The organism is uncultured Shewanella sp., from assembly GCF_947497935.1.
Lineage (GTDB): Bacteria > Pseudomonadota > Gammaproteobacteria > Enterobacterales > Shewanellaceae > Shewanella.
This window is the reverse complement of record NZ_CANMIO010000006.1, coordinates 267543-281905: the sequence shown is the minus strand read 5'-3', so window position 1 is coordinate 281905 and position 14363 is coordinate 267543. Positions and strand designations below refer to the sequence as shown.

15 protein-coding genes are annotated in these 14363 nt (G+C 40.7%); 4 read left to right on the top strand and 11 right to left on the bottom strand.

What is annotated here, in order from left to right; all coding sequences use genetic code 11:
* Positions 1-42: 42 nt before the first annotated feature.
* From Q1A86_RS09725 to nudF, 4 genes are read right to left on the bottom strand one after another with little or no spacing between them, the layout of a single operon-like run.
* Complete coding sequence (locus tag Q1A86_RS09725) at positions 43-615, bottom strand: YqiA/YcfP family alpha/beta fold hydrolase (RefSeq protein WP_299805926.1); 573 nt, start codon at positions 613-615, stop codon at positions 43-45.
* A gap of 27 nt (positions 616-642) precedes the next feature.
* Complete coding sequence (gene cpdA, locus Q1A86_RS09720) at positions 643-1482, bottom strand: 3',5'-cyclic-AMP phosphodiesterase (RefSeq protein WP_299805925.1); 840 nt, start codon at positions 1480-1482, stop codon at positions 643-645.
* A gap of 22 nt (positions 1483-1504) precedes the next feature.
* Positions 1505-1939, bottom strand: a complete 435-nt coding sequence (locus Q1A86_RS09715) for a DUF1249 domain-containing protein (RefSeq protein ID WP_299805924.1) — start codon at positions 1937-1939, stop codon at positions 1505-1507.
* A 50-nt stretch (positions 1940-1989) separates the two neighbouring features.
* Positions 1990-2601, bottom strand: a complete 612-nt coding sequence (nudF, locus tag Q1A86_RS09710) for an ADP-ribose diphosphatase (RefSeq protein WP_299805923.1) — start codon at positions 2599-2601, stop codon at positions 1990-1992.
* A gap of 292 nt (positions 2602-2893) precedes the next feature.
* Here nudF and tolC point away from each other — a divergent pair, with 292 nt between their 5' ends.
* Complete coding sequence (gene tolC, locus Q1A86_RS09705) at positions 2894-4210, top strand: outer membrane channel protein TolC (protein ID WP_299805922.1); 1317 nt, start codon at positions 2894-2896, stop codon at positions 4208-4210.
* Between the two features lie 97 nt (positions 4211-4307).
* Here tolC and Q1A86_RS09700 read toward each other — a convergent pair whose 3' ends face one another.
* The 3 genes from Q1A86_RS09700 to Q1A86_RS09690 are packed head-to-tail and all read right to left on the bottom strand — an operon-like array spanning position 4308 to position 6496.
* Positions 4308-5045, bottom strand: coding sequence for a TIGR04219 family outer membrane beta-barrel protein (locus tag Q1A86_RS09700; protein ID WP_299805921.1), 738 nt, complete (start codon positions 5043-5045; stop codon positions 4308-4310).
* 2 nt (positions 5046-5047) lie between these two features.
* The gene (locus Q1A86_RS09695; RefSeq protein ID WP_299805920.1) at positions 5048-6019 is read right to left on the bottom strand and encodes a DUF2333 family protein; all 972 of its coding nucleotides are present in this window, start codon (positions 6017-6019) and stop codon (positions 5048-5050) included.
* Positions 6020-6031: 12 nt separating this feature from the next.
* Positions 6032-6496 carry a copper chaperone PCu(A)C gene (locus Q1A86_RS09690; RefSeq protein WP_299805919.1) on the bottom strand — a complete coding sequence of 155 codons (465 nt, stop codon included), beginning with the start codon at positions 6494-6496 and terminating at the stop codon, positions 6032-6034.
* A gap of 48 nt (positions 6497-6544) precedes the next feature.
* Here Q1A86_RS09690 and Q1A86_RS09685 point away from each other — a divergent pair, with 48 nt between their 5' ends.
* Positions 6545-7282, top strand: coding sequence for an enoyl-CoA hydratase-related protein (locus tag Q1A86_RS09685; protein ID WP_299805918.1), 738 nt, complete (start codon positions 6545-6547; stop codon positions 7280-7282).
* Positions 7283-7459: 177 nt separating this feature from the next.
* Here the strand turns inward: Q1A86_RS09685 and Q1A86_RS09680 are convergent, their stop codons facing one another.
* The 3 genes from Q1A86_RS09680 to dusA all read right to left on the bottom strand — a co-directional run bounded on the left by Q1A86_RS09680 (position 7460) and on the right by dusA (position 9382).
* A complete protein-coding gene (locus Q1A86_RS09680) occupies positions 7460-7660 on the bottom strand; it encodes a PspC domain-containing protein (RefSeq protein ID WP_299805917.1) in 201 nt (66 codons plus the stop codon).
* Between the two features lie 127 nt (positions 7661-7787).
* Positions 7788-8102, bottom strand: a complete 315-nt coding sequence (locus Q1A86_RS09675) for a hypothetical protein (RefSeq protein ID WP_299805916.1) — start codon at positions 8100-8102, stop codon at positions 7788-7790.
* 305 nt (positions 8103-8407) lie between these two features.
* A complete protein-coding gene (gene dusA, locus Q1A86_RS09670) occupies positions 8408-9382 on the bottom strand; it encodes a tRNA dihydrouridine(20/20a) synthase DusA (RefSeq protein WP_299805914.1) in 975 nt (324 codons plus the stop codon).
* A 184-nt stretch (positions 9383-9566) separates the two neighbouring features.
* On the opposite strand from dusA, the gene Q1A86_RS09665 reads away from it, so the two are divergent.
* Complete coding sequence (locus tag Q1A86_RS09665; protein ID WP_299805912.1) at positions 9567-10751, top strand: site-specific integrase; 1185 nt, start codon at positions 9567-9569, stop codon at positions 10749-10751.
* Positions 10752-10825: 74 nt separating this feature from the next.
* Here the strand turns inward: Q1A86_RS09665 and Q1A86_RS09660 are convergent, their stop codons facing one another.
* Complete coding sequence (locus Q1A86_RS09660) at positions 10826-11755, bottom strand: hypothetical protein (RefSeq protein ID WP_299805910.1); 930 nt, start codon at positions 11753-11755, stop codon at positions 10826-10828.
* Between the two features lie 846 nt (positions 11756-12601).
* Between Q1A86_RS09660 and Q1A86_RS09655 the strand changes: the two genes are divergently transcribed.
* Positions 12602-14311, top strand: a complete 1710-nt coding sequence (locus tag Q1A86_RS09655) for a hypothetical protein (protein WP_299805908.1) — start codon at positions 12602-12604, stop codon at positions 14309-14311.
* Positions 14312-14363: the final 52 nt, after the last annotated feature.

Here is a 14363-nt window from a genome sequence, read left to right as displayed (position 1 = left end):
TTTTGTTATTCAGGCCATGTTGCGGCCCTACGGGTCTATTTGTCAAGAAAACAGATATTCACAGATAGAAGCAAGCTGATCCTCATAGCCAATAAAGCTATGGTCTCCACCTGGCTCTATTAAGAGCTTACAACAGTGATATTTCTGCACGGCCTGTTTATAGTCGAGCACTTCATCGCCTGTCTGTAAAAGTACATAAAAGCGATCGGGATTGATTATTGCGGGCGTATTGTATCGCGCCACATCCTGCTTATGTTCAGCAACAACTTGGTAGGTTTCATCCGTATAGGGATTGTACTGAGTGCCAATGAATTCATCAAACAGTTCGAAAGGTTTTACCGCAGGATTAATTAAAACTGCGCGGCCGCCATATGTTTCTGCTAAATAACTTGCGAAATAACCACCTAATGATGAACCAATATAGGTAAGAGGCAGCCCCTCTTTTTTGGCCTTTTCAACAATATCAATCAGCAGGGCCATAGCTTCGAGCGGCTCACAGGGAAGTTGCGGTTGTTGAAAATGTAAATCGGGATAGTTTTGTGCCATAAAGCGCGCAGTAACTAAACCCTTTTCTGAAAGGGGAGAACTATTAAATCCATGTATATATAGCAGCATACTTCCTCACACTGCGGTTTCTCTTAGCTAATAACCGCCTGCATCTTTATCGGGTGAGAAGTTCTCACCTGGAACCCGGTAAACATTAGTCAGAATGCTACCATCAGACTTAAGTTCCAGCAAACGATAGCCTGGCTGCAGTGCGTCTAGCGCAAAATAGGGCGACCTAGGTTTAAACTGAATGCAGGTTGACGGTGTTGCCATCAAATGCATCGCCCCGTGTGGCCCCATGTGCTTAGTGTCTATGCTTTGGTGAACATGACCCCAGAGCAGCCCCTTTACTTGTGGGTATTGAGCGACTCTCTCTATAAAGCTTTCACCATTATCCATGCAATGCTGATCCAGCCAATTACACCCAGTTAAAATCGGATTATGGTGCATAACCAGCAGTACATGACGTTCAGGTTCAGCTTCTATCGCACTGTCGATAAGCTCAAGCTCTGCATCAGACATATGCCCACCAGGTCGCTCTCTTACCGTCGAATCCAACATGATTATCTGCCAACTCCCCGCCAAGATACGCTTGTGAGCAAAAATCTTAGGCCCTTGCATATGTAGACTCATGATACGCGGGTCATCATGATTACCGGGTAAGTAATGACAAGGTAAATTAACAGGCTCAATCGCTTTAACGAAGCTGTGATATGACTCGTTTGAGTAATCTTGGCTAATATCACCAGTTGCTAGCATTAAGTGTGCAGGGTAATTAACAGCAGAGATGGTATTTAACACAGCACCGAGACTTTGAGCCGTATTGACCCCTAATAGCTGGGCTTCGGGATCGGCAAACAAATGAGGATCCGTGACTTGCACGATTCTCACACTCTCAACTTCAGAAATTGAATAAGAGATAGCCGCTTTCAACAAATTAATTTACCCAATAATCAGATTAACTGACGAACTTAGTTAAGTTATCTATCTTCAATAACTCTTCTAGAAAAGCATTGACTTGGTACTTTTCATCCCGATGATGCATATGCATATTTGGATAATCATACACTGGTCGTAATTGGAAAATCTGTTGACTAGTTAACACTTCTGCTAATTTAGCATCATGGTAAATGCGTACAGAAACTTTTGGCGTTGTGAGCCACTCATTGCCGCCAACACAGCGAGAAATCTGCACTAACTGGGTATATCTAGTGTTTTCTAGAAGGCAAACATCTAATTGACCGAACTCACCTTTAACTCGCCACCGTTTGCCTTCGCAGGGTTCTAGAGTCAGCCACCTTTGAATGTGCATATAATTACGCCCACAAAGTGCCAAAAACTGGCTGACATTAGGCTGATACTTATTTTTTTTCGCGAACTCAACGTTTGACACAACTCTATCCTAACTCTCTCTAACTTCATCACCACGAGGGCTACTTGGTTTTAAGCGTTCTGCTTACTGATTTCTTGATAATTTAATTGCAGCCATAACAAGCCTATTACGGTAGAAGCATTATCAATTTTGCCATCAACAACCATCTGATAGGCCTGTTCACGGCCAAGAACATGGACACGAATATCTTCATGCTCTTCATCTAGGCCATGTATACCTTGTGCATCGGCGGCACACACTTTAGCCCAGTAAAAGTCAAAACGCTCACTCGTCCCACCTGGACTTGAAAAATATTCATTTACCTTAGTGATACTTTGAGCACTCAAGCCAGTTTCCTCTTTTAACTCTCGATGTGCGACATCCATCGATGTTTGCCCGCTATCAATCATCCCCGCAACCAGCTCGAATAACCAAGGGGTTTTGCCACTTTCAAGCACTGGAATACGGATCTGCTCTATTAATACGACCTCATCCGATATGGGATCGTAGGGCAGAACGACTACAGCATGACCACGCTCGAACACTTCACGGCAAACCTCCCCGCTCCAGCCACCGTTAAATAGACGATGTTTAAAGCGGTATTCGTCCATTTTAAAGAAGCCTTTATATAGAGGCTTCTTGCCCAGTAATTCAACATCATTACGATTAAATGTGCTGTTCATTTCTCGTCCTAAATATACTTATTTATAAAGGTATTAATGCCACGATAGCGCCAAACAAAAATATTAATACTATGATGAAAGCAGTACTAATCATAAGCAAAAAAAACTGTTACACTTCTTAGTTGACTTAGAATTTGTACATTTTTAATATTTAACCCACTAAGTTTAGATGTATTGGGAAGCGTCGGGAAGCGCAAACCGCCTTACTGCCTCTGAGTTATTGTGAGGCATGGCTAAACATAACAAGTTAAATTCGCTCCTCAATGGAGAATTTTGTCTAAAAGGACAGCAAATGAAATTCAAGATCCGTTCTCTATGTGCCGCATTGACCCTTGCAGCAACGGCACAAGCAGCTCATGCCGATGACCTTCTACAAATATATCAACAAGCATTGACCAGCGATCCTATTGCACTTCAAGCTAAGGCTCAACGTGATGCCTTGTATGAACAGATTGAAGAAAATCGTGCTCCACTACTACCGACTATCAGCGCCAATATCGGTTACGATAAAGCGTGGAATGACCCAAATGATGACAGCAGCGGTATTGTTGGTGGCGTTACCCTAAATCAAGTCATTTACGATCACAGCGCATGGGTTGGTTTAAGCTTAGCGGAAAAAGCCGCTTCTCAAGCAGACTCGGCATACGCTTCTGCATTACAAAGCCTAATTATCCGCGTAACCAATGCTTACTTTGACGTACTAACGGCCAAAGATAACTACGAGTTCCAAGGTTCAGAAAAACGTGCCATCGAGCGTCAGCTTGAACAGACTAAGCAACGTTTTGCTGTAGGTCTTACCGCGATTACTGACGTGCATGAAGCTCAGGCTCAGTATGACTTAGCAAACGCAACTGAAATCCTAGCTGAAAATACTCTTGCTAACAGCTACGAAGCATTACGTGAAATCACAGGTATCGATCACAAGAGCATTAATATCCTTGATACTAACCGTTTCTCAGCAACTGCAGTTGCACCAGCCTCTTCTACAGACTGGATCAAGATGGCTGAAACCAACAGTGTAGACTTGATGACCACACGCATCGGTAAAGATATCGCCGAAGAGACCATCTCGCTTTATAAAGCGGGACACATGCCATCACTAAGCTTAAATGCTGGTTACCAGAAAGGTATCGAGCAAGAGCAAGGCGATATCAGCAAGCCTGATTTCGATAACGGCACAGTGGGCGTAACCTTAAGCATTCCAATCTTCGAAGGCTTCAAGGTTTCTTCTCGTGTAAACCAAGCGCAATACCAATACGTAGAAGCAAGCGAGAAGCTTGAACAGACTCACCGCCAAGTCGTTAAAAATGTACGTAATAACTTTAACAACGTCGGTGCATCGATCAGTTCAATCCGTGCTTATGAGCAATCAGTTATCTCTTCAGAGAGCGCATTGAAAGCGACTCAGGCTGGTTTTGAAGTCGGTACACGTACCATCGTTGACGTATTAAACCGTACACGTGACTTATACGATTCTAAGCGTAAGCTGTCTGACGCACGTTATGGCTACATCAACTCTATCCTAGCGCTTAAACAAGCTGCGGGTACCTTGAACGAAGATGATATAGCCTCAATTAACAACGGTCTTGTCGCTCCAACGGCTAACTAATCCCTGTTGTTACTGTCATAAAAAAACCGCCAAATGGCGGTTTTTTTATGTTCTTTAAGCTGGAATTTGAAGTCTAAATTATTAAAAGACTAAATCCTTAGAAGACTAGTTCAACACCGGCGAAGTAACCTTTGAACTGCATATCTGCGGTTACGCCATCGAAACCGTTAACGTCAAACTTAAAGTCACGGTAACCCGCACGAATACGGTAATCTAAAGCCGCACCATCGAAGTTCCAACCAAGACCCAATGAGTAGTCATAAACACTTGACTCGTCAACGCCCATCATCACATCGGCAAAGCCATAAAGACCAAGACCTGGCACGCCAACCTGTGCGTCGATATAACCCATTACGATACCGCTATCGATGTTTTTCGTTTCAGGGTGGCCTGCGTCAGCTACACGGAAATGACCATCCATCTTCTTATAAGCTGCACCTAGATCAAGGGCTACGATATCGTTATCTAAGATCTCGTAATAAAGCACGAAATCAGTATTGCTTAAGTCAGCATTGCTATTAACATTACCTTGAAAGTCATGACCGTTAAAGCTGAAATCAGCATCACTCATCTTACCGTCAGCATCTAAACTATTTTGTCTAATCTTAACGTTTGGAATTAGCGGAATTGGATGTTCCACTGCAACCCAGATGCTGCCTTGAGAAGATGAGTCATAGTTAAACTCTTGCTGTGCATTGCCCTTTTCAGCAAAAGTACCATTAGTATCAGCTTTCCAATAATCACCGCCAATTTTAAAACCGACGACGGTAGCAGCTTGAGCAGAAGTGCCCACTAATGAAGTTAATAGTGCACACGCCAATAACGTCTTTTTCATAGTTAACCTTGAGTCAATAAGTTAGTTAAATCGATAACCGCTGCATTTGCGCGGGAGATGTAGTTTGCCATCACCAGAGAGTGATTGGCGACAACCCCAAACCCTGAACCGTTAAGGATCATTGGGCTCCATATAGGCTGTTGTGTTTCTTCTAGCTCACGAATAATCTGACGAAGACTAACTTGAGCATTTTTCTTTTGTAATACATCGGCAAAATCAACTTCGATTGCCTTCATAAAATTCAGTAGCGCCCAAGTTGCACCACGAGTCTCATAAAAGACATCATCGATTTTCCACCAGCTGGTTTTTATCTGCTGCGCATCATAACCTGGGGTTGATTGTCTTGCGGCACTATCGCCAGACAAATCGGTATTTAGACGCTCCTGACCAACACTCGCAGACAGTCTTTGAGACATACTACCAAGGCGTTTTTGTACCTCTTTAAGCCACTCATTGAGGTTATCGGCGCGAGCATAAAACTGCGCATCTTGGTTTTCCGTTGCCATCATGCGAGCGCGATAAAGCTTAAGTAGCTTAATTGCATCACGGTACTCGCTCTCGGCACTCGGCACTAACCAGCTAGTGTGTTCAATATTGAGCTTTGAATGTGCCGCAAGAAGATCTTTATCAGCGGTCGATTGCGATTGAGAACGGCTAAACTCTTTACGCATGATCAGCGCCAAATCTCTCGCCTGCTCAATGGCGCCAAATTCAAATGCAGGCATGTTATCCATAAAGATAGACGGAGGGGTGACATCATTAGATAACCAGCCTCCGGATTTATCCAATAGCCCTTCAATGGTTAAGATCAAAGAGGTTGTCGTAGCATAACCGACAACATTTTGGCTATTTTCTTGGCTATAGATATCCTGCTCGATCGAGTCAGGCTCCACGCTCCACCAAACACTCACTAGATAGCCGATAAAGAAAACTATAACCGCGGCTGCTAAGACTTTCTTCCATGTCACCTGCATTGTGCTAACTCCTTAGTGGTGATGATGGTGATGTGCACCATCGCTTTGCTCTGCTTGTTTTTTTACAGGCAGGCTGATTTTTTGTTTCGTGCCATCGGCAAACTTTAGCGTCATGTCCACAGTTGAACCTATTACTAAAGGCGACGTTAATCCCATGAGCATAATATGATTTCCCGACTCTGACAGCACTAAGCTCCCATGAGAGTCTATGTCAAACCCCTCGACTTGGCGCATTTTTATCATGCCATCTTCTTCAATTAGGGTGTGTAGCTGCGCTTCTTTGGCAAACGGGGCATCTACAGTCACTAATCGAGTCGCATCGCCATGATTCTCTACTGTGATATAGGCTGCGCTATTGGGGACGCTTGGTGGCATCGCGCGCACGTAACCATCGACAAGTACCACCTGTGCAAAAGCCGTGAAAGATATAGTGCTTAACAACGTCAAATTAAACAGCTGTTTGAATATTCGCTTCAATGTCTTAAACTCCTTGTAAACCCAATTCGTAAAACGAGGATATAACGAATGAGCACGATTCAGGTTAAGGACGATAATGGGGTACGTATCATTACGTTTAATCGTCCAGATAAGCGCAACGCGCTTAACCTACAAATGTATACACAGCTAACAGAATACCTTATCCAAGGCGAGTCGGACAATGAAATTCGAGCCTTTATGTTCCGTGGTCAAGCTGATTGTTTTACTTCGGGTAACGATGTCGCCGACTTCTTACAAAATAGTGGCTTAGGAGCCGAACATCCTGCTTTTCGCTTCCTCTTCTGCCTATTGGATCTCCAAAAGCCTGTTGTGGCGGCTGTCACTGGTGCTGCCGTCGGTATTGGCACGACCATGCTACTGCATTGTGATTTGGTTTATGCGGATCAGAGCGCCAAGTTTCAACTGCCTTTCGTACAGCTGGCGTTAGTTCCCGAAGCTGGGGCTAGCCTATTGCTCCCTCAAGTCATTGGCCAGGCAAAAGCCAGTGAACTATTAATGTTAGGTGAGAGCTTTAATGCTGTTCAAGCCCATAGTTATGGCCTCATTAATGACGTTATAACCAGTGATACTATTTTTGAGCACGCCTTGAGTCGTGCGCATCAGTTAGCGATGCTGCCACCAATATCGTTACAAACGACCAAGAAATTAATTCGCTATAACAGAGAAGATGTGCGAGCGCAGATGAAGAAAGAACTTATCGAATTTGAAGCTAGGCTGGCAAGTGATGAAGCCAAAGCAAGATTTGCTGCGTTTTTAAAGCGTTAACACTGTCTAGTTAAAGACATAAATTGCGGATGCTAGACGTCGGTTTTTAGCATCCGCGTTTTGTTGCAATTACCACGGCATGATGATGCGCTTGATAACGACTTGAGGCGATGTATTTCAAGGGAGTTAACACTCTCATTTAAATGCCCTCTTTCTCATTATTTTAAAGCGCTAACCTTAATATGGCTTTTCCCATTTAGGTAGCACTAAGGCCAACACAAAATAGGTCAATAAACCCATCGCAGGATTGCAGAATATAGCCACAGCACAAACGACTCGAGTCCACATGCAAGACCAGTCAAACTTATCAGCCATCGCGGCAGAAACACCACATACCAATGAACTTGGGTCTTTTAAACGTTCAACTAAATCAATCATTTCAGGCTCCCTTTCGATTAATCTTCCAACTTGTGCCAATCTAACGAGCACACCAAACAAGCAAACATAACTAAACTAATAACAGGCAGTAGTAGTAGCATCATAAACTGAGCTAAGAACAACATGATTAATCCTTAGCTACCGCACTCGTCACTAATGGCTGCTCTTTGTTTTCTGCAGCAAGTTGATCGTTAGTGACTTGCTGTTCACTGTCCATATCAAACAACATTTCAGACATCTGGGCTTGAATAGAAAGACTTAGCTCAGTCTGTGCTTTGGCCATCATATCTTGCATCTGAGCAGAGATATTTTGCTCTATATTGTTAGCCACATCGCTAACTAAAGAGGTTTCTGCATGGGCAGAAGTCGTAGCACTTACACCAAGAAGTAGAGCAGTGAATACCGAAGCTTTAACGGTTTTTAATACAGTAGAGTTAAACATAATGGATTCCTTTTCGAGTTTTGCCTAATTGCATTGTTCTGAATAAAAGAACTCTGAGTGACTAACCTTAAAATTGCAGACTTCTTAATTACAGACTGGTTAATTACAAGATTTCTTAATTACATAATAACTAATACAAGCAGTGTGCCAACTTTTCAAAAAAGAGTTAAGACCATGTTTTACATAGAAATTTAATGCGGAGAGGTTTTACTGCGGAGTGCGCGATATTTGAACACAAAAAGAAATTAGTGAAACTGACCATGCTCTGGCCAATTTCACTAATAGAGAGTCACTAATTGGGATTACTAAAGGCTAACTACCGAGTCCATCTCAGCTCTCGCCTGGGTTATAACCTCAATGCCAGCACCTTGCTTGTGAGCATTTTCGCTTATATATCGGCGCCATACACGTGAGCCAACCTCACCTTGGAAAAGACCAATTATATGGCGAGAGATATGGTTAAGGCGCCCGCCTTGCTGCAGATGTTTCTCTATATAAGGAAGTAGTTTCTCCAAAACAGCATCTCGACTCATAACAGGTGTATCCATACCACAAAGCTGTTGATCGACCTCTGCTAGTATATATGGATTTTGATAGGCTTCTCGGCCGACCATAACGCCATCAAGGTGCTGCAGGTGAGCCTTACACTCTTCTAACGTTTTAACACCACCATTAATGCTGATGTTTAACTCAGGGTAATCACGCTTAAGCTGATACACTCGCTCATAATCAAGAGGCGGGATTTCACGGTTCTCTTTTGGACTCAACCCCTGCAGCCAAGCCTTGCGTGCATGAATAATAAACTCTTCACAACCAGCCGCTTTCACTGTATCGATAAACTGAGTTAAAAACTCATAGCTATCTTGCTCATCAATACCGATTCTAGTCTTAACCGTAACCGGGATATCCACCACTTGCTTCATTGCCGACACACATTCGGCGACCAGCTCAGGTTCAGCCATCAAACAGGCACCAAAGCGGCCATTCTGTACTCGGTCTGAAGGGCAGCCCACATTAAGGTTAACCTCATCATAACCACGCTCAGCGGCAAGCTTGGCACAAGCCGCTAAATCAGCAGGATTCGAACCACCTAATTGCAAGGCAAGCGGATGCTCTTCTTGGTTATAAGCGAGGTAGTCGCCACGTCCATGCAAGATCGCACCAGTCGTTACCATCTCGGTATACAGCAAGGTTTGGGAAGACATCAGTCGCGCAAAATAGCGATAATGTCTATCAGTCCAATCCAGCATGGGTGCGATTGAGAAAGTTCTATCAATCATAAAGTTATTATTCCTAATAATTAAAACAACTTATACTCTAATCGCTTATCAATATTCTTGTTTTCACGGGTATATTATTGCTTGTTTATGTATCAATTGTACCCACAGGGTACACATCTAGGGTACAATTATATATGCTAATAAAATTAGCTCAGTAGTGAGATATTATACAGGAGTTGTAAATATGGGGACAGTTAACATTGAAACCAGAGTCACGAAGAAAGAAGTGAAATATCGAGCTAGAGTTAGAATCCGCTCAGAGAAGTTAGCAAAGGGGTATTATGAGGAGAGTAAAACCTTTCTCAATAAAACCACAGCAAAAAATTGGGCAAAAGATAGGGTTAAAATTTTAGAAAAGGAAGGACTTCCGTCCAGAGACCCTAAAGAAGATGAACTAACTGAATGCACCCTATCAACTCTTATCCAAATGCTTCTTGAATCAGAAGATTCACAACATTTTGGACGCTCAAAAAGGTATGCCCTAAAAGCTATCGCTAAAACAGATTTAGCTATGTTTACTGTAAGCGGTTTATCTGAGCGTGACATTATCAATTTCGCTAAAGAAAGAAAAATAGATGGTGTTTCTCCTTACACTGCTTATCAAGACATTCTATACATCAAAGGCGTCCTTGAGATCGCTAAAAGAGAGTTTGGAGTTAGAGCTGACACCGACTGTATTGCAGAAGCATTGAAGTACTTCAGAGAGCAGTTAAAAAAGAAACCCAAAGGTCAAAGGCTCATTGAGTTTAAAGCTGAAGAACGGTATGTCATTCCCACAAAAAATGAAATGAAACTAATGAGGGATGCTCTCCTAGAAAGGCAGGAACATCCATCAGCTAAAATCCCATTTCTCACAATACTAGACTTTGCAATTGATACTTGTATGCGAGTAAGCGAAATTTGTCGAGTTGAATGGCGGGACTTTAACGAAGAGGACAGAACTTTAACCATTAGAGACAGGAAGCACCCAAAGAACAAACTAGGTAATCATCAGACAATACCTTTAATTGGTTGTGCTTATGACATTCTCCTCAATAGAAAAGCTAAAATTACCTCACAGAATGAGAAGTTGAGTGTTAAATTCAACTACAATACCGAAATATTCCCATATAACCCACGTTCTGTAAGTGCAGGCTGGCAGCGAAGTAGAGCTGAATTGATAGCAGCAGGAGAGCGAATAGACAATATTCGTTTTCATGATCTAAGAGCTTTTGGAGCTTCAAAATTAATTGAAGAAGGTTGGGATCTAAGCCAAGTTTCGGTAGTAACTGGTCATCGAGACTTGAATATCCTAAACAATATTTACCTACGCCTAAAGCCCAAAGATATTGCTATGCAGGCATTGCAAAAACAAAGTCATAAAAATTAACAAATTCTAGTACAAAGGGAGTGATATGCTATGCTGTAGCAGCTCACTCTCTACGCCTTCAAAGATGCCCTTTATCATTTCCCGTTCTTTTTTACGCCTTCTAAGATACCTTTTACCAGCTCCCGTTCTTTTTGTTGTTCAGACTTACTCTTAATTATCGTATAAACAAGGTTATCTCTACGTCCATCTACAAAGTAATCATCAAGGTAGCCGACTTTCTTTAACTGTTCATGAGCATGAAGGATTTTTTGATTTACATTAGCAATCCGCAATTTAGATTGGACTCTTTTACGTAAGGTTTTGATATTTCTTTTTATAGCGTTGTTGAAATTACAGGTTTCATAATACAGAAAGAGTGTTTTCGCAAATGCTGATGTGAGTAAGTTGTAGTACCGCATATTTATATAGCGTCTGTAGGAAAACATATTTTGACTAAGAAACAATGGATGAACATCTATTTCATAAACTCCCTCAGTTTTATGATACTTAGAATACTGTATTATTGCCCCACCTTCAGTGTATATCTCTTTATCGTTGGAATCGATGATACTCAGACTCAAAGTGCACCTCCAAAGAGCCTTTAAAGTACCTTCTATTTGCTCTTTGTTTGCAGGGCAAACTTTAGAAAATACTAACTTACATAGTTCGTTATCGCTAATTAAGATTTTTTGTTGTTGAGTGGTATATGCATATTCATGTAAAAATGAGATAAGTATAAAATCTTTTTCAACAGATAATGGCTTACCTGTGTACTCCAGTTGCTCAATGTAATTGCTCTTTTTATATGTTTTATCCCAAGTTAAAACAATATCTTCCCGCTCTTCAATTTTTTGACCACGACTAGTAACCACATAAATTTCTTTCTCTAGCATACTCAACAGGATATTCGGGTTACAACTGATAGATTCCTTAAAGAAACCGTTCTTACTATAGGCTGATAACTTGCTTTTTAACTGAGATTTTTTAAACTTACCGATCTGTTTATTATCTAACACCATGTCCACCCTAATCGTAATCCTTTATTCAAATTACCACTAAATACGCCACTGTCAATAGGGTTATGAAGTTACCTAAAAAGGTTTTGAAGTTACCTACAACCTCAAAAAACACCCACAAACACCTGATATACCAGCAAAAAAAATAACAATTAGAAAACCGTAAATATTTTTTAACGATGTTAGGTTACAAATAATAATGTTCGTAAAACTCTGAGAGAACCCTACGGGACAAAATCAAGATTTTGCTGTTCTCCAACGAGATTTTCCTCTATGGGTTGATCGTCGTTTACTACGCTAATTAGACTTACTAGCATTACCACTTCGTGGTGTTTATCTGTGGTAAAGCAAAGATGCTTAGAAGCAGGCTAATAAAACAATTCAAAGTAAGTACTTAGCAAATACTACTTAATCATTCAGTGCAAAAAATAGTTAAAAATGATTATAAGCAACATTATTGTTATACAACTTTAGGTTTTCTGACTTTAACGCCTATTTTCAACTCACACTGACCAAAACTTCACTGTTTATGCCTTTGTTATATCCAGATAATTTTCTTTTTTACTTGAAATGCTTTTGTTCTACCGTTCAAAAAACATCTGAAAAACGATAAATAAACCAATAGCTAATGACTTTTGTCAGACAGTCTCTTTTAGGCTCTTTTAATCGATAAAACTCATGTTAAAACTTAAGTATGTAATATTAGAGATTAACAAAGGAAACCCGATATAACTTCTTCTCTAAAAACAAGTTTTTCGATTCTACGCACAAGTTTGTAGAAGAAGTTTCGGTTTACTTTCACGAAAGTAACAAAGGTTGCTCTGATTGAAATTTGCCGATTAACTAGGAGTAACTATGAACAACGACAATGATAAAAAAACCAAAAATGAGATAGATTTTGAGCGTGGTATGCGAGAAATCGCCAAACTTAAATCACGAGCTTCAAAAAAAGCGGCTGAAGAGCAACAACAAGCATATCTAGCAGAAAAAGAACGGTTAGAGTTTCAAAGACTAATCAAAAAAGCTTCTCAACAATCAGCAGCCTCTTCAAAATCAAAAAACCGTGTTCTCAACAATTTCGCTTATCGTAAAGATCTTGCCAAGATTTTTAGACAGAACAACCATTCGAACGGCACACACTATAAACGACATATAACTGCGAGGTTCAGTAGCATCAACTATAACCACCGTAATAGCGGTGATTATAGTTTAAATGCACTTAATACATCATTAATTCATAGCTCTAGAAAAGAAAAAAATCGTTGCGAAGAGTGGCTAGACAATCAGTCCCATAAGAATATTTACTATGCAGATGGTAAATACTTATCTCATCATGATTTTGTCCAAAAGAGAGAGCAATATTTATCCTTTTTTGACGAAGTTAAGAAAACTGCTAATAACAAGGCTGATGAAAAGCACAAAGTGGAACTCGCCAAATATTCACGCTATCGAAGCAGCTATTTCTGTAAGTTGAAAAAGCTCTTAGCTCCAACTCATCCTGATCATGCTAAATTTGTTGAGCAGATATCTAAACTTGAATCTCCAAATAATAAACCCTTAGACCTGAGCAAGGAACCACATAGTGCTTCTATTGCTAGATTGAGAGCTTACCTAAATAAGCAGTACACACGACTAGGATTAAGCCCAAAACATCGAGAAAATAAGCTTAGAGTGTTTGATAACTATCTAAATCATAGAAAACAACATCAATCGTTACTTGAGTCAAAATCGAACAGAGCAATCAGACACCTCAACTCTACGTCAATTTCCGAGTACATCTTTAAAATTCCTCACCGACATGGAGGGTTCAAACAGATCGATAAGCAACAGTTGCTTGAGGCTTGTGTTAATTTTTTTAGTGATAATTTCGATGTAAAGATTGAACTAGCAGCTTTTCACGCTGACGAAGGGTTGAGCGATGAACAGGAATCTGGTCTCAACGTACATGTATTTATCAAACCAAACAGAAATACTCCTTGGTCACAGCAGTACATTGCTTTTGCTAAAAAGCAGACACAAGTGCATTATTCTGCTCAATTTCCAGAGCTCCTATCAATAGAAGCATCCAAAAAATTACCTCCACAGATTATGGTGGCCTGCGGCCAGATCCTCCAGCTCAGTTTTCTTCAGCATTTACAAGAAAAAGTGTTTAATCATCATGATATAGGTATCAGGTTTCTTGAAGAAAATGAGCGAAAAGAGTTCAATAACATTGTAGCAATGGTCGAAGAAAATATGCCCCTTCACCTGCGTCAACAGTCACGATTTAACATGTTGCAAGACAAATCTAATGAGTTAAATCAAAGTATAGATATTCAATCTGAAAAGCTTGATTCAATCACAGAAGCCACCACTCAGCTGCAAAATAAAATGCTCGATGCTATAGATATATGGAAACTACATCCATCACTAGAAACAGCCACTCTCACGCTCTTTCAGCTTGAAATGATAGATAAACTGCCTAGTCAAATTAAATCGACATTAATAGAGGATATAAAGTCGTTTGAGCAGCTAAACAGCATCAAGTCGAAGGCAAAACTATCAAACAAAATCAGCAAACCATAATTTACATCATGCTATTGAAATAGTTTTTTATTGTGTAACGATTACATTAGAT